Origin of the sequence: Pseudomonas cerasi (assembly GCF_900074915.1) — a bacterium.
GTDB classification, from domain to species: domain Bacteria; phylum Pseudomonadota; class Gammaproteobacteria; order Pseudomonadales; family Pseudomonadaceae; genus Aquipseudomonas; species Aquipseudomonas cerasi.
Map to the genome: position 1 here is coordinate 4,168,596 of NZ_LT222319.1, position 19,458 is coordinate 4,188,053.

Sequence of the window (19,458 nt, forward strand, 5' to 3'; positions counted from 1 at the left end):
TCGGCGCCTATGGCGCAAGGCTCACCGCGCACCAGCCGGCACAGAGCGGTGCGCTATCTGCTTGTAGCGGTAGGCTGGCTGAGCGTGGTACTGGGCGTCGTCGGTATTTTCCTGCCGGTGCTGCCCACCACGCCCTTTCTGCTGCTGGCCGCTGCCTGCTTCGCGCGCAGCTCTCCGCGCTTCTACGACTGGCTGGTCAACCACCCGAAGCTCGGCCCGTGGATTCGTGATTACCTCGAAGGCAACGGCATCCCGCTCAAGGGCAAGGTGTACGCCATCGGCCTGATGTGGCTCAGCATCAGCCTGTCCTGCTACCTGGTTCCTTCACTCTGGGCACGAGTCTTCATGCTGACCAGTGCAGTGCTGGTGACGATCTATACCCTCAGGCAGAAGACGCGAGCACCGGGCAGTTGCAAGAGGTAGCGCCGAGCAAAGCCGACGCCACCGCAACACTCAGACCATCATTTCTTCTTGTCCTTGTCGAAGGCCGCTTCCAGCGCTTCGTTGAGGGTGCGCAACACCTTGACCCTGGCCCAGCGCTTGTCGTTGGCCTCAATCAATGTCCACGGCGCGATTTCGGTGCTGGTGCGATCCACCATGTCGCCGACTGCCTGGCGGTAGTCAGGCCATTTCTTGCGGTTGCGCCAGTCGTCCTCGGTGATCTTGTAGCGCTTGAAAGGGATCTTTTCGCGCTCCTTGAAGCGTTCCAGCTGGGTCTGCTGATCGATGGCCAACCAGAACTTGACTACCACAACGCCTGCGTCGGTGAGCTGCTCTTCGAAGTCATTGATTTCCGAGTAGGCGCGCTTCCAGTCCGACTCGCTGCAAAAGCCCTCGACGCGCTCGACCAGCACACGGCCGTACCATGAACGGTCGAAAATAGTGAATTTGCCGCGCGCCGGTATCTGCCGCCAGAAACGCCACAGATACGGTTGCGCGCGCTCGTCCTGGGTCGGCGCGGCGATCGGTACGATGGCGTATTGGCGCGGGTCCAGTGCCGCCGCAACGCGACGGATCGCACCGCCCTTGCCTGCCGCATCGTTGCCTTCGAACACTACCAGCAGCGCGTGGCTTTTCATGCGCTTGTCGCGCATATTGCCGGACAGCCGCGCCTGCTCGGCAATCAACTGCTGCTGATAGTCGTCCTTGCTCAGGTTCAGGCTCAGGTCGAGGCTGTCGAGCAGCGTCAGCTCGTTACTGTGAATCGCCAACGGCCCGACCGTCAGCGCAGCGGTCTCGGGCTCGGCCTTGTTCAGCGCGGCCTGCATGCCTTCCAGCAACAGGCGGCCGACGGTCAGGCTACGGTAGTTGGCGTCCACACCCTCGATCACATGCCAAGGGGCGTATTCGCGGCTGGTGCGACGCAGGACCCGCTCGCCGAAGCGCACGAACTTGTCGTAGGTTTTGGACTGCTGCCAGTCCAGCGGGCTGATGCGCCAGCTGTGCAGCGGGTCATCCTTGAGGGTCTTGAGGCGCAGCTTCATCTGTTTTTTGGACAGGTGAAACCAGAACTTGAAGATCAGCGCGCCTTCATCGCAGAGCATCTTTTCCAATCGCTCGGCACCGCTGATGGCCTGATCGAGTACCGCGTCCTTGAAGCGACCATGAACCCGGTCCTGGAGCATCTGGCTGTACCAGTTGCCGAAGAAAATACCCATGCGGCCCTTGGCCGGCAATTGCCGCCAGTAACGCCAGACGGGCGGGTGAGCGAGTTCTTCGTCGGTCTGCTGATCGAAGGTGCGCACCTCGATCAGGCGCGGGTCCATCCATTCGCTGAGCAGTTTGACGGTCTCGCCCTTGCCTGCGCCCTCTATGCCGTTGATCAATACGATGATCTGTCGACCGGCCTGCTCGTGCAGGTCTATCTGCGCTTCCAGCAACGCTTCACGCAGTTGCGGCAACGCTGCCTCGTACGTCTCATCGTAAATGGCATGACCGATTTCAGCGGATTCAAACATGCACAGCTCCTGATTGATGTTGGCTCAGAGAACGCCTGATGGAGATTGTGACCATTGATTGCAGGCATCGGTCAATCCGCACGTCCTTGATAGCACTTTTCTCTGCGCAGACGGCTAAAATGCCGCCACTGCCTCTGCCGAGCCCGACATGACCATTACCCGCCACGCCCAGATCGACTGGGACGAACACGGCAACCCGCGTTCCCGCGATTTTTCCGACGTGTACTTTTCCACCGAGTCCGGTCTGGACGAAACGCGCCATGTGTTTCTGGTGCAGAACGACCTGCGCCGACGCTTCACCGAATTGCCGGACGACGGCCGGTTGATCATTGGTGAAACCGGCTTCGGCACCGGGCTGAATTTCCTCTGTGCCTGGCAGTTGTTCGACGAGTGCGCGCCCGCCAATGCGCGCCTGCAGTTCGTCAGCGTCGAGAAATACCCGCTGAGCCGCGGCGACCTGCAGCGTGCCCTGGCGTTGTGGCCAGAGCTGTCGCCGTTCGCGGGTCAATTGCTCGATCAATATGTGGCTGTGCATGAAGGCTTTCAGCGTCTGGTGTTCGCTGGCGGCCGTGTAACCCTGACGCTGCTGATTGGCGATGCGCTGCAGATGCTGCCGCAACTGGACGGGCAGATGGACGCCTGGTTTCTCGACGGTTTTGCGCCAGCGAAAAACCCGGAAATGTGGACCCCCGAGCTGTTTGCCGAACTGGCGCGCCTGTCCACATTGAGCACCACGATTGGCACCTTCACCAGCACCGGCTGGGTGCGCCGCTCGCTGAATGCGGCAGGTTTCAAGATGAAGCGCGTGCCGGGTATCGGCCATAAATGGGAAGTGCTGCGCGGCACTTTTATCGCCTGGCCAGAGGACGTGGCGCACCCGCCTGCCGCCAAGCCCTGGTTCGCCCGCCCCGCGCCGATTGGCGGCGAGCGCAAAGCGCTGGTGATTGGCGCGGGGCTGGCCGGCTGCGCCACCGCGCAGAGTCTGGCGCAACGCGGTTGGCAGGTCAGCCTGCTGGAGCGCCACGCCGCACCGGCACAGGAAGCATCCGGCAACCCGCAGGGCGTGCTGTACCTGAAACTGTCGGCTCACGGTACAGCGCTGTCACAGTTGATCCTCAGTGGTTTCGGTCATACGCGAAGGCTGCTTGAACGCTTGCAGCGCGGAGTCGACTGGGACGCTTGCGGGGTGCTGCAACTGACCTTCGATGACAAGGAAGCGCTGCGTCAGAAACAGCTGGCCGATGCCTTCCCCGAATCACTCCTGCACCTGCTGGACCAGCCTGCGGCCGAAGCGCAGAGCGGCGTTGCGCTGAACAGTGGCGGGCTGTTTTACCCCGAAGGCGGCTGGGTTCATCCGCCTGCGCTGTGTCACGCACAGGCCGCGCACGCCAATATCCGTCTGATCGCTCATCAGCAGGCATTGGAGCTGAGACGCGTCGATGATCAGTGGCAGGTCTGGAGTGACGAACAGTTGATCGACAGTGCTCCGGTCGTGGTGCTGGCCGGGGCAGCTGATATCCAGCAGTTTTCGCAGAGCGCCGACTTACCGCTCAAACGCATCCGCGGACAGATCACCCGTTTGCCGCAGACTCAGGCCAGCACGGCATTGCGCAGCGTGGTGTGCGCCGAGGGTTATGTGGCTCCGGCGCGTCTGGGCGAACATACGCTGGGTGCCAGTTTCGATTTCAACAGCACCGATCTGACGCCGAACCTGGCCGATCATCTGGACAATCTGGGGCTGTTGCGGGAGATCTCGGAAGACCTCACTTCGCGCCTTGGGGCCGCCGATTTGGCGCACGAGCAATTGCAGGGGCGCGCGGCGTTTCGCTGCACCAGCCCGGATTACCTGCCCATCGTCGGCCCACTGGCCGACCGCAAGGCGTTCATGCAGGCCTATGCCGCGCTGGGCAAGGACGCACGTCAGGTGCCGGACATCGCCTGCCCGTGGCTGGACGGCCTGTACGTCAACAGCGGCCACGGTTCGCGCGGGCTGATCACCGCGCCGCTGTGTGGCGAACTGATCGCCGCCTGGCTCGATAACGAACCCCTGCCCCTGCCACGCAGCGTGGCCGAGGCCTGTCACCCCAACCGCTTTGCCTTGCGCGGGCTGATTCGCGGCGGCGGGAAGTAGCTTTATGATTGTCGTTCGGGAATGCTGGTCGCGACGCTCTGCGTAGCAAAGAGGACGCAGAGCGTCCTGAACGGCATGACGACGCGGAGCGTCGCACGATAGCTGATATCTGGTCGCGACGCGCTTGCGCTCAGGCGCTACTCTTTGAACTCAGTCAAGCATATAGAGCCGCTCATGCTGCAAGTGCGAAACGTATTCAAGCGCTACACCACGGCACAGGGACCGCTGGATGTCTTGCGTGGTGTCGATCTGCATCTGGCACAAGGCGAAAGCCTGGCGTTGATGGGTGAGTCCGGCAGTGGCAAGAGCACCTTGCTGCATTTGGGGGCGGGCCTGGATCAGGTCGACGATGGCAGCATCGAGGTTGCAGGCCAGCGTCTGGACCTGATGAAAGAAAGCCAGCTGGCCAACTGGCGGCGTACCGAGATCGGTCTGGTGTTTCAGCAGTTCAACCTGATCGGCAGCCTGAAGATAGCCGACAACCTAGCGTTTCAGGCACGACTGGCCGGGCGCGTAGATGCAGCTTGGCAGACGCATTTGATCGAGCGCCTGGGTCTGGCCGCACTGCTGGATCGCTATCCCGAACAGCTCTCCGGCGGACAGCAGCAACGAGTGGCAATAGGCCGCGCGCTCGCCTCTCGACCCGGCCTGCTGCTGGCTGACGAACCCACCGGCAATCTCGACGAAGCCACCAGCGACGAGGTGCTGCAACTGCTGCTGGATATTCTCGCCGACAGCCCCACCAGCCTGCTGATGGTCACCCACAGCCCGCGCGTCGCGCAGCGCCTGTCGCGTAAAGTGGTACTGCATATGGGGCGTCTGGCTGACGAAGGCGAACGCTGATGCGGGTTTTCTATTGGACGCTGCGCGCCCTACTGAGCCATTGGCGCCGTCATCCGGTGCAGTTTTTCAGTGTGCTGACCGGCTTGTGGCTGGCCACCGCGCTGCTTACCGGTGTGCAGGCGCTCAATAGCCAGGCGCGGGAAAGCTACCAGCGCGCCAGCCAGCTGATTGGCGGCGAGCCGCAGACCCGTATCGCCGCCAGCAGCGGCGGGCTGTTCCTGCAGGCATTGTTTATCGAGTTGCGCCGCGAAGGCTGGCCCGTATCGCCCATGCTGCAAGACCGTATCGTGCTTCAAGGGCGCGAAGACCGTCGCCTGCAACTGATGGGTATCGAGCCGGTGACCTTGCCGACCGGCTCGGCACTGGCCGGGCAGACGCTGAACGCCGAACAGGTCGTGGACTTCCTCACGCCGCCGGGCATGACCTGGATTGCACCGCAGACCCTGCAAGCGCTGGGGCTCGAAGAAGGCCAGCAGCCGTTGACCGAAACCGGTGTTCCGCTGCCCCCCTTGCACGCCAAACCCGACATGGCGCCCGGCGTTTTGCTGACTGACATAGGCTTTGCGCAACCGTTGCTGGGCCAGCCGGGGCAATTGTCCGGAATGCTGCTGGCCAAGGATTTTGCCCGGCAGAACCCTGCGCTGCCGGCAGCCCTGAATGACCTGCTGGTGATCAAGAAAAGCGGCGAAGAAAACAATCTGGAGCGCCTCACCGAAAGCTTCCATCTGAATCTGAACGCACTCGGAGTGCTGTCCTTCATCGTCGGCCTGTTCATTGTCCACGCGGCCATTGGCCTGGCCCTTGAACAGCGCCGTGGCCTGCTGCGCAACCTGCGTGCCTGTGGCGTCAGTGCACGTCTGTTGATCGCTGCGCTGGGCGTAGAACTTGGGGCACTGGCGCTGTTAGGCGGTATTTTTGGCGTGGTCAGCGGCTATCTGCTGGCCAGCCTGTTATTGCCGGATGTCGCGGCCAGCCTGCGCGGCTTGTACGGCGCGGAGGTCGCCGGCCAGTTGAACCTCAGTCTGTGGTGGTGGCTGAGCGGTATCGGCCTGAGTCTGCTTGGCGCGTTGCTGGCCGGTGCCAACAGCCTGTTGCGGGCTGCGCGCCTGCCGTTGCTGGCGCTGGCCGATGCACAGGCATGGCAGCAAGCCCATGCACGCTGGTTGCGGCGTCAGGCGTGGGTGGCGGTGCTGGGCGTTGTGGTTGGCGTGAGCGCGCTGTCGTTCGGCACCAGTCTGATGCTGGGGTTTGTGATGATGTCCGCCCTGCTGCTCAGTGCCGCACTGGCCCTGCCGGTTTTACTGGACGCCATGCTTGGCGGTCTGTTGAAGCGCAGTCGCTCAGTGCTCGGGCAATGGTTTCTGGCGGATTGCCGTCAACAGTTGCCCGCCCTGAGTCTGGCGCTGATGGCCCTGTTGCTGGCGATGGCCGCGAACATCGGCGCAGGCAGCATGACGTCGGGTTTTCGTCAGACGTTCAACAGTTGGCTGGAGCAACGCCTGACCGCCGAACTGTATGTCAGCCCGCAGAATCCGGAGCAGGCCGAGCCGCTGAACACTTGGCTGAGCCAGCAACAGGATATCCGCGCCGTGCTGCCCAACTGGCAAGTGCCGGTGCAAGTCAAGGGCTGGCCAGCGGACCTGTTTGGCGTGATCGATCACGACACCTATCGCCAGCACTGGGCGTTGCTGGAATCCGTCGCCGGTGATCCGTGGAATCTGTTGCGCGATGAAGACACAGTCATGCTCAGCGAACAATTGGCCCGCCGCCTTCAACTGGGGCTGGAAGATACGCTGAATGTCCCGGTGCCCACTGGCAAGTGGACCCCACGCATCGTCGGGATCTATGCCGACTATGGCAACCCCAAAGGCCATCTGCTAGTCAATGCCCGGCACCTGCTCGCCCACTGGCCGCAATCGATGCCGGTGCGTTTCAACCTGAGGGTCGATCAGGCGACAATCCCGTCGCTGGTCACCCGGCTGCAAGCGCGTTTCAAGCTGGACGACAATCACATCATCGATCAAAGCCAGCTCAAGGGCTGGTCGAGCCAGGTCTTTGAACGTACGTTTGCCGCCACTGCCGCACTCAACAGCCTGACACTGGGCGTGGCTGGCGTGGCGCTGTTCATCAGCCTGCTGACCCAGAGCCAGAGCCGCCTCGGGCAGCTTGCCCCGTTGTGGGCGCTGGGCGTCACGCGACGGCAATTGATGCTGCTCAACCTGGGGCAGACCTGGCTGCTGGCGGTCCTGACACTGGTGCTCGCGCTGCCACTGGGGCTGCTGCTGGCCTGGTGCCTGGATGCGGTGGTCAACGTTCGCGCCTTTGGCTGGCGCCTGCCGCTGCAGGTGTTCCCGCTGCAACTGCTGCAATTGATGGCGCTGGCGATGCTGGCGACTTTGCTGGCCTCGGCCTGGCCGTTGCTGAGGCTGTACCGTAGTCGTCCAGCGGATCTAATCAGGACATTCGCCAATGAACAGTAAATGGCTGGTGCCGCTGGTCATCGCAGCGCTACTCACCGCCTGCGACGACAAACCGCAGCCTGAAAGCGGTTTCGCCGGTCTGGGCAATACCGCCGACAGCTATGCGCAGGTGACACCCGGCAAGGTCTTTTCATTCCCGCAGGACCACGGCCAGCACCCCGGCTTTCGTATCGAGTGGTGGTACATCACCGCCACCCTCAAGGATGACGCGGGCCAGCAGTTCGGCGTGCAGTGGACGTTGTTTCGTAATGCCCTGCGCCCCGGCCAACAGACCGGCAGCGGCTGGAATGACGGCACGATCTGGCTGGGCCATGCGGCGGCGACTTCAAGCAGCGGCCATTATGTGGCGGAGCGTTATGCGCGCGGCGGTATCGGTCAGGCCGACGTGACACTGGCCCCGTTCTCGGCGTGGATTGATGACTGGGCTTTTACCAGCAATGTCCGCAGCGGTGATCCGCTGACTGCCATGCAACTGAAGGCCAGCGGCAAAGACTTTCGCTACGACCTGAACCTGACATCCAGCAAACCGCTGGTGCTGCAGGGTGAACAGGGCTACAGCCAGAAATCGGAGGCGGGCCAGGCGTCCTACTACTACAGCCAACCGTTCTTCGACGCCAAAGGCAGCGTGGAAATACAAGGCAAGTCCTATCAGGTCACCGGCCACGCCTGGCTGGACCGGGAATGGAGCAGCCAGCCACTGACCACCAACCAGAGCGGCTGGGACTGGTTTTCGCTGCAACTTGCAGATGGCGATCGCCTGATGCTCTATCGCATCCGCCACAAGAACGGTGCCCCCTACCTGACCGGTAACTGGATAAGCGCCGACGGCACTACCCGGATGCTGCACGCCAACGAGATCAGCCTGGAGCCATTAAAGGAAACCGTGATCGGCGAGCATAAAGTGACCACCCGCTGGAGAGTCACGGTCCCCGATCGAAACCTGGACATCACCACCGATGCGCTGAATCCGGCCGCCTGGATGGGCGTGAGTATTCCCTATTGGGAGGGGCCGGTGAGGTTCAGCGGGAGTCAGGAAGGCGTGGGGTATCTGGAGATGACCGGGTATTGAGCACTCCGATTAGCCGTCATGCCCGGCCCAGTTTTTCCAGCGCCGCGTCGGCCAGGAAGGTGGAACGACTCTTGATGCTGTGATCCCGTACATAGCGATCGATCTGCTTGATCACGAAACCAGGCAGTGTGACGTTGACCTTCTCCGTCTTACCAAGATAAGGCGTTACGTCAATCTCGATCATGCCCCAGCCCATTCCGGCGAAATCGGCATTCCTGGCGTGCTCGGCAACAGTGCCGGCCTTGGGTATGGTTCCACCACCAGCTGCTATTTCCTGAAGCATGATATGAGCAATCTCCACCGCCGCGGCGTGGGCTTCCTCGAACGTATCGCCTGCGGTTACGGCACCTGGGATATCGGGAATCTGGATACCAAACGCCGTGGTTTCGCTTCCCCATTCTATGCACATTGGATATTTCATTTTTTTCTCCAAAAGGGTATCAGGGCAAAACTGGACTAAACCAGCCCGGCAAGCTTTTTGATGGCCCGCACCGTTCCGAATGGCAAGTCTTTCTTGGGATGCGGTACGGGGACTGTCTGAAGTTTTTCAGGATGCTTGAACATATGGTGACTGCCTGAAACACGATCCAGAATCCATCCATCTGCTTCAAGCTCCTTTATCAATTGCCTGCTCTGCACCCCCACCTCCAGTCATTCGACTTAAAAAATATAACCCTGGGCGCATGTTAAGACAATACAAAAAAGGCACCCAGAGTTATCTTTTTTATTCCTGCACAACTTATTTCGCGAAGACTAGCCTGTGGTTGCCTGGCTCGACGAGGGAGCCAGCCAATGCAGCCAAACCAGCTGAAAACAAACGCTTATAACTTTTTGATCTAAAACTACCATGCCCTCACTGGGTCAGTTTCTGGGTGACTGCACTTTCTCAGTCACCTCCCCAACGGAAACCCGGTAAGGACTTATGTGCGGATTAGCAGGTGAATTACGTTTCGACCATCAACCAGCGGACCTAGCCGCTGTTGAACGCATTACCCATGAGCTGGCGCCTCGCGGCCCGGATGCGTGGGGGTTTCATAGTCAGGGGCCAGTTGCCCTTGGTCATCGTCGCCTGAAAATCATGGACCTGTCGGATGGCTCGGCGCAGCCGATGATCGACAGCAATCTGGGCCTGTCCATGGCCTTCAACGGCGCGATCTACAACTTCCCTGAATTGCGTGCCGAGTTGGAAAGCCTTGGCTATCAGTTCCATTCCGGCGGTGACACCGAAGTGTTGCTCAAGGGCTATCACGCCTGGGGCGCAGACATGCTGCCCAAGCTCAATGGCATGTTCGCCTTTGCCATCTGGGAACGTGACAGCAAGAATCTGTTCATCGCCCGTGACCGCCTCGGCGTCAAGCCTTTGTATCTGTCGAAAACCGACAAGCGCCTGCGCTTCGCGTCCTCGCTGCCTGCCCTGCTCAAGGGTGGTGACATCAGCGGGATGCTTGATCCGGTGGCGCTCAACCATTACCTCAACTTCCACGCGGTGGTGCCTGCACCGCGCACCTTGCTGGCCGGCGTCGAAAAACTTCCGCCAGCCAGCTGGATGCGTATCGACGCCAGCGGCAAGGTCGAACAGAAAGTCTGGTGGACCCTGCCCTACGGCCCGCACGAAGACGAGAAAAATCTCACCCTCGAAGACTGGCGCGACCGCGTACTGGACAGTACGCGTGAAGCGGTAGCGATCCGTCAGCGTGCTGCCGTGGACGTCGGTGTGCTGCTGTCCGGCGGCGTCGACTCGAGCATGCTGGTAGGTCTGCTGCGCGAAGTGGGTGTCGAGGACCTGTCGACCTTCTCTATCGGTTTCCAGGATGCCGGCGGCGAGCGTGGCGACGAATTTCAGTATTCCGACCTAATCGCCAAGCACTACGGCACGCGCCATCACCAGTTGCGTATCCAGGAACGTGAAATCATCGAGCAGTTGCCTGCGGCGTTCCGCGCCATGAGCGAACCGATGGTCAGCCACGACTGCATCGCCTTCTATCTGCTGTCGCGTGAAGTGTCGAAACACTGCAAGGTGGTACAGAGCGGTCAGGGCGCTGATGAATTGTTCGCCGGTTACCACTGGTACCCGCAAGTCGACGGCGCGAGCGATCCGGTGGCGGCCTACCGCGATGCATTCGTCGACCGCAGCTACGCGGAATACGCCGAGACTGTGCAGCCGAAGTGGCGCACTGCGAATGACGCCGCCGGTGATTTCGTTCGCGATCACTTTGCCCAGCCAGGCGCCAGCGCCGCCGTCGACAAGGCCTTGCGCCTGGACAGCACGGTGATGCTGGTCGATGACCCGGTCAAACGTGTCGACAACATGACCATGGCCTGGGGCCTGGAAGCGCGCACGCCGTTCCTTGACTATCGTCTGGTCGAACTGTCGGCTCGCATCCCCGGCAAATTCAAGTTGCCCGACGGTGGCAAACAGGTACTGAAAGAAGCTGCGCGCATGGTCATTCCTTCGGAAGTGATCGACCGCAAAAAAGGCTACTTCCCGGTGCCTGGCCTCAAACACTTGCAGGGCGACACGCTTAGCTGGGTGCGCGAGTTGCTGACCGACTCCAGTCAGGACCGCGGCCTGTTCAACCCTGCCATGGTCGACAAGCTGCTGACCAACCCCGAGGGCCAGCTCACGCCATTGCGCGGCTCCAAGCTGTGGCAACTGGCAGCGCTGAACCTGTGGCTCAGCGAACAGGGACTGTGATCGATGAAACAGAACGCGACGACTTATAGCCAGCGCCTGTTGCGCGGCCAGTCGCCCTCGTACGAACGTCTGCAGGCACGACTCGCTGAAGACGGCAGCCAGATAGATGCAGACCCTCTGGCGCTGCATTGTGGCTGGGGACGCTTGCTGATCGGTCATACCTACCCTGATCCGGCCGCGCTGGCTCAGGACCTGCTCAACGAAAAACCCGGCGAGCGCGATATCGCCCTGTACGTGGCAGCGCCGCAACAGGTGTTGGCGCAGTCGCCGCAGCAGTTGTTTCTCGACCCGTCGGACACGTTGCGCCTGTGGTTCAGCGATTACCGCCCGGCGCACCGTGTGTTTCGCGGCTACCGCATCCGCCGTGCGCACAATGAAAGTGACTGGCAGGCCATCAACAACCTGTATCTGGCGCGCGGCATGCTGCCCATCGACCCCGAGCTGCTGACCCCACGCCACGAAGGTGGCCCGGTGTATTGGGTGGCCGAGGATGAGGGCAGCAAAACGATCATCGGCAGCGTCATGGGCCTCAATCATCAAAAGGCCTTCAATGACCCGGAAAAAGGCAGCAGCCTCTGGTGCCTGGCCGTCGACCCGCAATGCACGCGTCCGGGCGTGGGCGAAGTACTGGTCCGGCACCTGATCGAGCACTTCATGAGTCGCGGCCTCAGCTACCTCGACCTGTCGGTGCTGCATGACAACGATCAGGCCAAGGCGCTGTACGCCAAATTGAATTTCCGCAACCTGCCGACCTTCGCCATCAAGCGCAAAAACGGCATTAACGAGTCATTGTTTCTCGGCCCTGGCCCGCAGGCGGACTTCAATCCGTACGCGCGGATCATTGTCGAGGAAGCCCACCGGCGCGGCATTGACGTGCAGGTGGATGATGCGGATGCCGGGCTGTTCACTCTCAGCTACGGCGGTCGTCGCATCCGCTGCCGCGAGTCGTTGAGTGATCTGACCAGCGCGGTGAGCATGACCCTGTGTCAGGACAAGAGCCTGACACATCGTGCCCTGAAGGCCGCCGGCCTGCGCTTGCCCGAACAGCAAAGGGCGGGCAACGCAGACGATAATCTGGCGTTTCTCGAAGCGCACGGGCAAATCGTGGTCAAACCGCTGGACGGTGAACAAGGCCAGGGCGTGGCGGTTGATCTGCGCACTATCGAGGACGTGCAAACCGCCATCGAACAGGCTCGTCAGTTCGATACTCGCGTGATCCTGGAAAGCTTTCACGAAGGCCTGGACTTGCGCATCGTGGTGATCGGCTTTCAGGTCGTGGCTGCGGCGATACGCCGTCCGGCTGAAATCATTGGTGATGGTCGCCACACCATCAAACAGTTGATCGAAGCCCAGAGCCGACGCCGCGCCGCGGCAACGGATGGCGAAAGCCGCATTCCGATGGATCAGGAAACCGAGCGCACCGTGCGCGAGGCCGGTTTTGACTACGCTGATATTCTGCCGATGGATCAGCGCCTGGCCGTGCGCCGTGCCGCCAATCTGCACACCGGCGGATGCCTGGAAGATGTCACGGCCATTCTGCACCCGGTGCTCAGCGACGCAGCAGTACGTGCTGCACGGGCGCTGGATATCCCGGTCGTCGGTCTGGACCTGATGGTGCCGGCCGCCGATCAGCCTGAATATGTGTTCATCGAAGCCAATGAACGCGTAGGCCTTGCCAATCACGAACCACAACCCACCGCCGAACGTTTCGTCGATCTGTTGTTTCCGCACAGCCTGCCTGTGCATATCTGATCGCAGCTGCGGGCACGGCTGCAAATGGCGCATCAGCCTTTGCAGCCCGTGGCTTGCAACTGTTCCATGAGGAGCATCCATGACCCCTGCAAATATCCCCGATCCGGATCTGAAATACCTGCAGAAAGTTCTGTTGGAAATGCTCGCGATCCCAAGCCCTACCGGCTTTACCGACACTATTGTGCGTTACGTGGCCGAGCGCCTCGAAGAACTCGGCATCCCGTTCGAACTGACCCGCCGCGGCACGATTCGCGCCACGCTGAAGGGCAAGCAGAACAGCCCCGACCGGGCCGTATCGGCGCACTTGGACACCATTGGTGCCAGTGTTCGGGAAGTCAAAGACAACGGCCGCCTGGCGCTGGCTGCAGTCGGCTGCTGGTCGAGCCGCTTTGCCGAAGGCAGCCGGGTCAGCGTGTTCACCGACACCGGCGTAATCCGTGGCAGCGTTCTGCCGCTGATGGCTTCCGGACATGCGTTCAACACCGCCGTGGACGAAATGCCGATCAGTTGGGACCACGTCGAGCTGCGCCTGGATGCCTATTGCACCACCCGCGCCGACTGCGAATCACTGGGCATCGGCATCGGTGACTTCGTGGCTTTCGACCCGCTGCCGGAGTTCACCGAGAGCGGACACATCAGTGCCCGTCACCTGGATGACAAAGCCGGTGTGGCGGCACTGCTCGCCGCGCTGAAATCCATTGTCGACAGCGGTGCCGAGCCGTTGATCGATTGCCACCCGCTGTTCACCATCACCGAAGAAACCGGTACGGGCGCAGCCGGTGTGCTGCCTTGGGATGTGAGCGAATTCGTCGGCATCGACATTGCACCGGTTGCGCCGGGTCAACACTCCAGCGAGCACGCCGTCAGCGTGGCGATGCAGGACTCGGGCGGTCCTTACGACTACCACCTGTCCCGCCATCTGCTAAGGCTGGGTGTGGACAACGAGCTGCCGGTGCGTCGTGACCTGTTCCGCTATTACTACAGTGATGCGCACTCGGCGGTGACCTCGGGGCATGACATCCGCACCGCCCTGCTGGCCTTCGGCTGTGACGCGACGCATGGCTACGAGCGCACGCATATCGACAGTCTGGCAGCGCTGAGCAAGTTGCTCGGTGCCTACATGCTCAGCCCACCGGTATTCGCCAGCGATGCCAAGCCTGCGCAGAGCTCGCTGGAGCGCTTCAGCCATCAGATCGAGCACGATGCGCAGATGGAATCCGATACCCGCGTGCCACCGGTCGACAGCCTGATCGGGCAGAATCGCGAAAAGAGTTGAGGCCCTGTGAATTGCGGTGCATGGCACCGCAGTTCTATCATCGCCGCTCATCGACACGAGAACCGCCATGCTGATCCCCTACGACCAACTGGAACCTGACACCCTCACTCGCCTGATCGAGGATTTCGTCACCCGTGAGGGCACCGATAATGGCGATGAAACACCGCTGCAAACCCGGGTACTGCGCGTGCGTCATGCGTTGACCAAGGGCCAGGCGGTGATCTTTTTCGACCTGGAGAGCCAGCAGTGTCAGCTGATGCTCAAGCACGACGTACCCAAGGAGTTTTTTGAATAACGCCTACGGTGCCTTAGCCGGGTTTTCGACAGGCCGAGTCAGGTCATCTGCCCATAAGATCGCTTGCTGACAACGCCGCTCACTGAAGCGGCGTTGTTGCCTGTTGCGAAAGCGTCCTGGCAATGCGCTTATAGACCTCGGCGCGGTGCACCTTGACGTCTTTCGGGGCATTGATCCCGAGCCTGACCTGATTGCCGTTGATCCCCAGAATCTGCACGGTGATGTCATCACCGATGGAAAACGTTTCGCCAATTTCCCGCATCAGTACCAGCATTTTTCCCACCCTTGCGTTGCGCAAAAGAGGCAGGGTGCATGGCGAAACGTGGCGCTTCAATGCACTGATGGCAAATCAGTAACGTCCTGCAACAGCACCGGAAAAGACTGAAGGAAACGTCTTACTTTCCGGCCAAATCCGTGGGAAATTTCGTTCGCGGCGGTGGTTACTCAGGAGGCAGACCAACGTGGCCCCAGCAGAATGATGGTCGCACCGAGGACGCAGAACGCCAGACCCAGCCAGTCCGTGCCCAGCGGCCTGACCCGCTCGACCAGCCCCAACCAGGCGATCGACGCAATAATGTAGATCCCGCCATACGCCGCATAGGCACGCCCCGCGTAAGCCGCCTCCACACGTGTCAGCAACAGTGCAAACAGCGTCAGGCTGACCAGCGCAGGGATCACCCACAGCGCGCTCTTGCCCTGGCGCAGCCATAGCCAGAAGGCATAGCAGCCGAATATCTCGAACAGGGCGGCGAGGAAGAACCACAGATAATTGAGCATGAAAGGTTCTCAGGACAGGGCTGAAAGATGCGCGCAACCCTACCAGAAAACCGTGCGGTCATGACCTTGATAACCTTGAACAGGCAACGCCGTACCCCCAAGAGGACGCGGAGCGTCCGGAAAGGCATCCGACGCGGAGCGTCGCACGATAGTTGCGGTTATCGTTCCCTACGCTCCAGCGTGGGAATGCAGGTCGCGACGCTCTGCTTCGCACGATAGTTGAGGTGATCGTTCCTCACGCTCCAGCGTGGGAATGCAGGTCGCGACGCTCTGCGTCGCAAGAGGACGCGGAGCGTCCGGGCTAGTCAGGCATGCCCCTTCTGCGCCTTGGCGCGCATCTTGGCGCACATGACGGTCATTTCGTCATACATCGCCTGTGGCTGTTTGCGCTTCAGGTCCCAGGCCATACGGCCCTCTTCGTGGGGCAAGATCATGAATTCGCCTTCGCCCACCTGCCTGAAGATGTAGTCGGCGATATCTGCGGCGGTGATCGGCGAATTCTCCAGCAACCTGCCGATCTGCGCCTTCATCGCGGGCGTAGGGCCACGGAAGGAATCCAGCAGGTTGGTTTGAAAGAACGATGGGCAGACCACATGAACACCAACGCCTTGGTCATGCAGTTCGACCAGCAGGCTCTCGGAAAGCGCGACGACCCCGGCCTTGGCGACGTTGTAATTGCTCATCGCCGGGGCCTGCATCAGCGCTGCCATCGAGGCGATGTTGATGATCCGGCCCTTGCTGGCCAGCAACATCGGCAGGAACGCCTTGCAGCCTTTGACCACGCCCATCAGATTGATCGCAATCTGCCAGTCCCAGTCCTCCAGCGACAATTCGTTGAAGAAGCCACCGGACGCGACACCCGCGTTGTTGACGATGATGTCGATACCGCCGAAGCGCTGTTCGCACGCCTGGGCAAACGCGGTGAGCTGGCTGTAGTCGCGAACGTCGCAACGCTGTACAAAACCGTCACCACCCACCTCGCGTACCAGCGCAAGGGTCTCCTGCAGGCCTGCATCGTTGACGTCCGACAGTGCCAGCCGCCAGCCTTCGCGCGCCCAGCGCAGTGCAATTTCACGACCCAGACCTGAGCCGGCGCCAGTAATCATGATGCGGTTTTGCATAGCCGAGAGCCTTGTGATGTGCAGGAGTTGCCTGAGTGTAATCACAGTGGAAGCGCCACAACCCCACCATCAAGACGCTGAATGCCTGGTGCAAACCGCAGCCCTATGAACGCCTCGCTCGTGTCACATACCGCACCAGCAACAGGCCATACACCGACACATTGAGCAGCACGACAATGCCGCCCAGCCAAAGCTGTATGCCCGGCGTAAGCCCGGCCGGGTAAATCAGCGGGATCAGATAATGCTCCACGAAGCCCCCGGTGTAGCCCTGCCCTCCAGCGTTGCTGCGCAGGGTGTTTTCCAGCGGTGTCAGCGGGCAATACAGGTGCAGAAACTCGACCGCTGTCCCCCAGGCCGCAGCAGGAACGTGCAGCAGTGCCAGCCAGGGCCTTCTCAATACCAGCAGTCCGCCGAACAGGACGAACACAATGAACAGTAGATGAAACACGACCACGGCATCCGCCGCCACTCGATAAATCATCACGGTGTCCTCTTGTGGGCCATGCCTCAGGTAGAAAGTTCACGCCGCGCGGAGACTTTCCAGGGTGTTTAGTTCAATTATTTTTAAGACTGAATCAAACGCATCAGGTCAAAAAAGACCGAGTTATTGTCAGACAAAAATGCGACAAACCCCTGATTTTCAATGATTTTCAAATATGTAATAAATTATTAAAAATAGATCGAACCTTTCTCCGACGCCCAGAGTCCGATGAGTCAAGCAGGCAACTTCATACCGTCCGGCATGACGTTTGAACTGCATCTGTTAATTAACACTAATGTAAAGAGGGAACTCACCATGGGCATCGGCACTATTCTTATCATCGTTCTGATTCTGCTGCTAGTTGGCGGTTTGCCAGTATTCCCGCACTCGCGCAGCTGGGGCTACGGTCCGTCGGGCATCATCGGTACGATCCTGGTGATCCTGCTGATTCTGGTGTTGCTCGGCAAGATATGACCTGCTGCTCCACGCAGCAGTGCATGTAGCCAATAAAAACCCCGCTTTTTCAAGCGGGTTTTTTTATCGGCCATGAAAAAGCAGCCCGAAGGCTGCTTCGTTCACAACAACCTGAACTTAGTGCGAAACCGCACCACTGGCACCCAGCCCCGTCTGCGAGCGGACGAATTGCGGGAAGAACAGCGCGCGCTCGCCCTCTGCCGCTTTCGACTTGTCGGTGATGGAGAAGAACCAGATACCTACGAAGGCGATGGCGATGGAGAACAGCGCCGGGTATTCGTAAGGGAAAATGGCTTTCTCGTGATGCAGGATCTGCACCCAGATGGTCGGACCCAGCACCATCAGCACCACTGCACTGATCAGGCCCATCCAGCCGCCGATCATGGCGCCACGGGTGGTCAGGTTTTTCCAGTACATGGAAAGCAACAGGATCGGGAAGTTGCAGCTTGCCGCGACCGAGAACGCCAGGCCCACCATGAAGGCGATGTTCTGGCTTTCAAAGGCAATACCCAGAAAGATCGCCACGACCGCCAAAGCGATGGTGGTAATTTTCGAGATACGGATCTCGTCCTTCTCGTTGGCTTTGCCTGCCTTGATGACGCTGGCATACAGGTCGTGGGAAACCGCCGAAGCACCCGCCAGAGTCAGACCGGCAACCACTGCCAGAATGGTGGCGAAGGCTACTGCCGAGATGAAGCCCAGGAACAGACTGCCACCGACCGCATCGGCCAGGTGAACCGCTGCCATGTTGTTACCGCCCAGCAAGGCGCCCGCTGCATCCTTGAACGCCGGATTGGTGCTGACCAGCAGGATCGCGCCGAAACCGATGATGAAGGTCAGGATGTAGAAGTAGCCAATAAAGCCGGTTGCGTAGAGCACTGACTTGCGGGCTTCCTTGGCATCGCTCACGGTGAAGAAGCGCATCAGGATGTGTGGCAGGCCTGCGGTACCGAACATCAGGGCCAGACCCAGCGAGAACGCCGAGATCGGGTCTTTCACCAGCCCGCCAGGGCTCATGATCGCCTCACCTTTGGGGTGAACCTTGATCGCTTCGGAGAACAGCATGTTGAAGTCGAAGTTGACGTGCTTCATGACCATCAGTGCCATGAACGAAGCACCTGACAGCAACATCACCGCCTTGATGATCTGCACCCAGGTCGTGGCGAGCATGCCGCCGAACAGCACATAGAGGCACATCAGGATCCCGACCAACACCACCGCAACGGCGTAGTCCAGACCGAACAGCAGCTGGATCAGCTTGCCGGCACCGACCATTTGCGCAATCAGGTAAAACGCCACCACCACCAGCGAGCCGCAGGCAGACAGGGTACGAATTTCCTTTTGCTTGAGGCGGTACGAGGCCACGTCGGCAAAGGTGTATTTACCCAGGTTACGCAAGCGTTCGGCGATCAGGAACAGGATGATCGGCCAGCCCACCAGGAAGCCGATCGAGTAGATCAGGCCATCGTAGCCGGAGGTGTAGACCAGTGCGGAAATCCCCAGAAAGGAGGCTGCCGACATGTAGTCACCGGCAATCGCCAGCCCGTTCTGGAAACCGGTGATCTTGCCACCTGCCGAGTAATAGTCCGACGCGGTCTTGTTCTTTTTCGACGCCCAGTAGGTGATGTACAGCGTGAAGGCTACGAAGACCACGAACATGACGATCGCGGCGACGTTCAGGGGTTGCTTCTGCACTGCACCCGTCAACGCGTCTGCCGCCCAGAGGGTCGGCGCGAACGCGGCCAGGCCAAGTGCTGCTGATAGGCGCCGGATCATTGCTGAGCCTCCTTCAGGATCGCGTTATTCAGGTCATCGAATTCACCGTTGGCACGGCGAACATAGATGGCGGTCAATATAAACGCGGAAAGGATCAGCCCTACGCCTATCGGCATTCCCCAGGTAATGGTCGAAGTGGGACTCAGTTTGGCCCCCAGAATATGGGGTCCGTAAGCAATCAAAAGAATAAAGGCCGCATACAGGCCAAGCATGATCGCCGAGAGAATCCAGGCGAACCGCTCTCTTTTGGATACCAGCTCCTTGAAACGCGGGCTGTTTTGAATCGAGAGGTAAATGCTGTCGTTCATTGTTTTTGTCCTCGCAGCACAG

19 protein-coding genes are annotated in these 19,458 nt (G+C 60.3%); 10 read left to right on the forward strand and 9 right to left on the reverse strand.

Annotated elements, in window-relative coordinates:
* Positions 1–9: 9 nt before the first annotated feature.
* Positions 10–423 (forward strand): YbaN family protein, encoded by a 414-nt coding sequence (locus tag PCPL58_RS20885; protein ID WP_065350356.1) that lies wholly within the window; start codon positions 10–12, stop codon positions 421–423.
* A gap of 38 nt (positions 424–461) precedes the next feature.
* Here the strand turns inward: PCPL58_RS20885 and pap are convergent, their stop codons facing one another.
* Positions 462–1,958: a polyphosphate:AMP phosphotransferase gene (pap, locus tag PCPL58_RS20890; RefSeq protein WP_065350357.1), complete on the reverse strand. Its 1,497-nt coding sequence runs from the start codon at positions 1,956–1,958 to the stop codon at positions 462–464.
* 148 nt (positions 1,959–2,106) lie between these two features.
* On the opposite strand from pap, the gene mnmC reads away from it, so the two are divergent.
* The 4 genes from mnmC (at position 2,107) to PCPL58_RS20910 (ending at position 8,481) form a co-directional block, all read left to right on the forward strand.
* Positions 2,107–4,089, forward strand: a complete 1,983-nt coding sequence (gene mnmC / locus PCPL58_RS20895; RefSeq protein WP_065350358.1) for a bifunctional tRNA (5-methylaminomethyl-2-thiouridine)(34)-methyltransferase MnmC2/FAD-dependent 5-carboxymethylaminomethyl-2-thiouridine(34) oxidoreductase MnmC1 — start codon at positions 2,107–2,109, stop codon at positions 4,087–4,089.
* Positions 4,090–4,263: 174 nt separating this feature from the next.
* On the forward strand, positions 4,264–4,932 hold the full coding sequence (locus PCPL58_RS20900) for an ABC transporter ATP-binding protein (protein WP_065350359.1): 669 nt from the start codon (positions 4,264–4,266) through the stop codon (positions 4,930–4,932).
* A complete protein-coding gene (locus tag PCPL58_RS20905) occupies positions 4,932–7,412 on the forward strand; it encodes an ABC transporter permease (protein WP_065350360.1) in 2,481 nt (826 codons plus the stop codon). Before PCPL58_RS20900 ends, PCPL58_RS20905 begins: the two co-directional genes overlap by 1 nt.
* Positions 7,402–8,481: a lipocalin-like domain-containing protein gene (locus PCPL58_RS20910; RefSeq protein WP_065350361.1), complete on the forward strand. Its 1,080-nt coding sequence runs from the start codon at positions 7,402–7,404 to the stop codon at positions 8,479–8,481. The genes PCPL58_RS20905 and PCPL58_RS20910 overlap by 11 nt, the downstream gene beginning before the upstream one ends.
* 16 nt (positions 8,482–8,497) lie before the next feature.
* On the opposite strand, the gene PCPL58_RS20915 is transcribed toward PCPL58_RS20910, so the two are convergent.
* Both PCPL58_RS20915 and PCPL58_RS20920 read right to left on the reverse strand, forming a co-directional pair.
* Positions 8,498–8,902 carry a type II toxin-antitoxin system HicB family antitoxin gene (locus PCPL58_RS20915; protein WP_024661723.1) on the reverse strand — a complete coding sequence of 135 codons (405 nt, stop codon included), beginning with the start codon at positions 8,900–8,902 and terminating at the stop codon, positions 8,498–8,500.
* Positions 8,903–8,937: 35 nt separating this feature from the next.
* Complete coding sequence (locus PCPL58_RS20920; RefSeq protein ID WP_003434313.1) at positions 8,938–9,120, reverse strand: type II toxin-antitoxin system HicA family toxin; 183 nt, start codon at positions 9,118–9,120, stop codon at positions 8,938–8,940.
* Positions 9,121–9,403: 283 nt separating this feature from the next.
* Between PCPL58_RS20920 and PCPL58_RS20925 the strand changes: the two genes are divergently transcribed.
* From PCPL58_RS20925 to PCPL58_RS20940, 4 genes are all read left to right on the forward strand, one after another.
* Entirely contained in the window at positions 9,404–11,176 is a 1,773-nt protein-coding gene (locus tag PCPL58_RS20925) for an N-acetylglutaminylglutamine amidotransferase (protein ID WP_024661722.1), read from the forward strand.
* Between the two features lie 3 nt (positions 11,177–11,179).
* A complete protein-coding gene (ngg, locus tag PCPL58_RS20930) occupies positions 11,180–12,928 on the forward strand; it encodes an N-acetylglutaminylglutamine synthetase (protein ID WP_024661721.1) in 1,749 nt (582 codons plus the stop codon).
* A 79-nt stretch (positions 12,929–13,007) separates the two neighbouring features.
* On the forward strand, positions 13,008–14,204 hold the full coding sequence (locus PCPL58_RS20935; protein WP_065350362.1) for an osmoprotectant NAGGN system M42 family peptidase: 1,197 nt from the start codon (positions 13,008–13,010) through the stop codon (positions 14,202–14,204).
* A 67-nt stretch (positions 14,205–14,271) separates the two neighbouring features.
* A complete protein-coding gene (locus tag PCPL58_RS20940; RefSeq protein ID WP_003314533.1) occupies positions 14,272–14,499 on the forward strand; it encodes a YheU family protein in 228 nt (75 codons plus the stop codon).
* Between the two features lie 79 nt (positions 14,500–14,578).
* Here PCPL58_RS20940 and csrA read toward each other — a convergent pair whose 3' ends face one another.
* From csrA to PCPL58_RS20960, 4 genes are all read right to left on the reverse strand, one after another.
* On the reverse strand, positions 14,579–14,773 hold the full coding sequence (csrA, locus tag PCPL58_RS20945; protein WP_003363316.1) for a carbon storage regulator CsrA: 195 nt from the start codon (positions 14,771–14,773) through the stop codon (positions 14,579–14,581).
* Positions 14,774–14,943: 170 nt separating this feature from the next.
* On the reverse strand, positions 14,944–15,276 hold the full coding sequence (locus tag PCPL58_RS20950) for a YnfA family protein (protein WP_003363318.1): 333 nt from the start codon (positions 15,274–15,276) through the stop codon (positions 14,944–14,946).
* Between the two features lie 305 nt (positions 15,277–15,581).
* A complete protein-coding gene (locus PCPL58_RS20955; protein WP_065350363.1) occupies positions 15,582–16,397 on the reverse strand; it encodes an SDR family oxidoreductase in 816 nt (271 codons plus the stop codon).
* Positions 16,398–16,500: 103 nt separating this feature from the next.
* Complete coding sequence (locus PCPL58_RS20960) at positions 16,501–16,878, reverse strand: DUF2784 domain-containing protein (RefSeq protein ID WP_003363321.1); 378 nt, start codon at positions 16,876–16,878, stop codon at positions 16,501–16,503.
* Between the two features lie 315 nt (positions 16,879–17,193).
* Here PCPL58_RS20960 and PCPL58_RS20965 point away from each other — a divergent pair, with 315 nt between their 5' ends.
* Positions 17,194–17,352, forward strand: coding sequence for a DUF3309 family protein (locus tag PCPL58_RS20965; protein WP_002552554.1), 159 nt, complete (start codon positions 17,194–17,196; stop codon positions 17,350–17,352).
* 117 nt (positions 17,353–17,469) lie between these two features.
* Here the strand turns inward: PCPL58_RS20965 and PCPL58_RS20970 are convergent, their stop codons facing one another.
* Together PCPL58_RS20970 and PCPL58_RS20975 are read right to left on the reverse strand one after the other, a co-directional pair.
* Positions 17,470–19,128, reverse strand: coding sequence for a cation acetate symporter (locus PCPL58_RS20970; protein WP_003363323.1), 1,659 nt, complete (start codon positions 19,126–19,128; stop codon positions 17,470–17,472).
* Positions 19,125–19,436 (reverse strand): DUF485 domain-containing protein, encoded by a 312-nt coding sequence (locus PCPL58_RS20975; protein WP_003314526.1) that lies wholly within the window; start codon positions 19,434–19,436, stop codon positions 19,125–19,127. Before PCPL58_RS20975 ends, PCPL58_RS20970 begins: the two co-directional genes overlap by 4 nt.
* Positions 19,437–19,458: the final 22 nt, after the last annotated feature.

What these genes read in the sequence shown, in the direction of transcription:
- PCPL58_RS20935 (WP_065350362.1), top strand. Translation starts at nt 13,008, where the DNA reads ATGACCCCTGCAAATATCCCCGATCCGGATCTGAAATACCTGCAGAAA.
- PCPL58_RS20910 (WP_065350361.1), top strand. Translation starts at nt 7,402, where the DNA reads ATGAACAGTAAATGGCTGGTGCCGCTGGTCATCGCAGCGCTACTCACC.
- PCPL58_RS20950 (WP_003363318.1), bottom strand. Translation starts at nt 15,276, where the DNA reads ATGCTCAATTATCTGTGGTTCTTCCTCGCCGCCCTGTTCGAGATATTC.
- PCPL58_RS20970 (WP_003363323.1), bottom strand. Translation starts at nt 19,128, where the DNA reads ATGATCCGGCGCCTATCAGCAGCACTTGGCCTGGCCGCGTTCGCGCCG.
- PCPL58_RS20900 (WP_065350359.1), top strand. Translation starts at nt 4,264, where the DNA reads ATGCTGCAAGTGCGAAACGTATTCAAGCGCTACACCACGGCACAGGGA.
- PCPL58_RS20975 (WP_003314526.1), bottom strand. Translation starts at nt 19,436, where the DNA reads ATGAACGACAGCATTTACCTCTCGATTCAAAACAGCCCGCGTTTCAAG.
- PCPL58_RS20940 (WP_003314533.1), top strand. Translation starts at nt 14,272, where the DNA reads ATGCTGATCCCCTACGACCAACTGGAACCTGACACCCTCACTCGCCTG.
- PCPL58_RS20965 (WP_002552554.1), top strand. Translation starts at nt 17,194, where the DNA reads ATGGGCATCGGCACTATTCTTATCATCGTTCTGATTCTGCTGCTAGTT.
- PCPL58_RS20925 (WP_024661722.1), top strand. Translation starts at nt 9,404, where the DNA reads ATGTGCGGATTAGCAGGTGAATTACGTTTCGACCATCAACCAGCGGAC.
- PCPL58_RS20885 (WP_065350356.1), top strand. Translation starts at nt 10, where the DNA reads ATGGCGCAAGGCTCACCGCGCACCAGCCGGCACAGAGCGGTGCGCTAT.
- csrA (WP_003363316.1), bottom strand. Translation starts at nt 14,773, where the DNA reads ATGCTGGTACTGATGCGGGAAATTGGCGAAACGTTTTCCATCGGTGAT.
- ngg (WP_024661721.1), top strand. Translation starts at nt 11,180, where the DNA reads ATGAAACAGAACGCGACGACTTATAGCCAGCGCCTGTTGCGCGGCCAG.
- pap (WP_065350357.1), bottom strand. Translation starts at nt 1,958, where the DNA reads ATGTTTGAATCCGCTGAAATCGGTCATGCCATTTACGATGAGACGTAC.
- PCPL58_RS20960 (WP_003363321.1), bottom strand. Translation starts at nt 16,878, where the DNA reads ATGATTTATCGAGTGGCGGCGGATGCCGTGGTCGTGTTTCATCTACTG.
- PCPL58_RS20955 (WP_065350363.1), bottom strand. Translation starts at nt 16,397, where the DNA reads ATGCAAAACCGCATCATGATTACTGGCGCCGGCTCAGGTCTGGGTCGT.
- PCPL58_RS20915 (WP_024661723.1), bottom strand. Translation starts at nt 8,902, where the DNA reads ATGAAATATCCAATGTGCATAGAATGGGGAAGCGAAACCACGGCGTTT.
- PCPL58_RS20905 (WP_065350360.1), top strand. Translation starts at nt 4,932, where the DNA reads ATGCGGGTTTTCTATTGGACGCTGCGCGCCCTACTGAGCCATTGGCGC.
- mnmC (WP_065350358.1), top strand. Translation starts at nt 2,107, where the DNA reads ATGACCATTACCCGCCACGCCCAGATCGACTGGGACGAACACGGCAAC.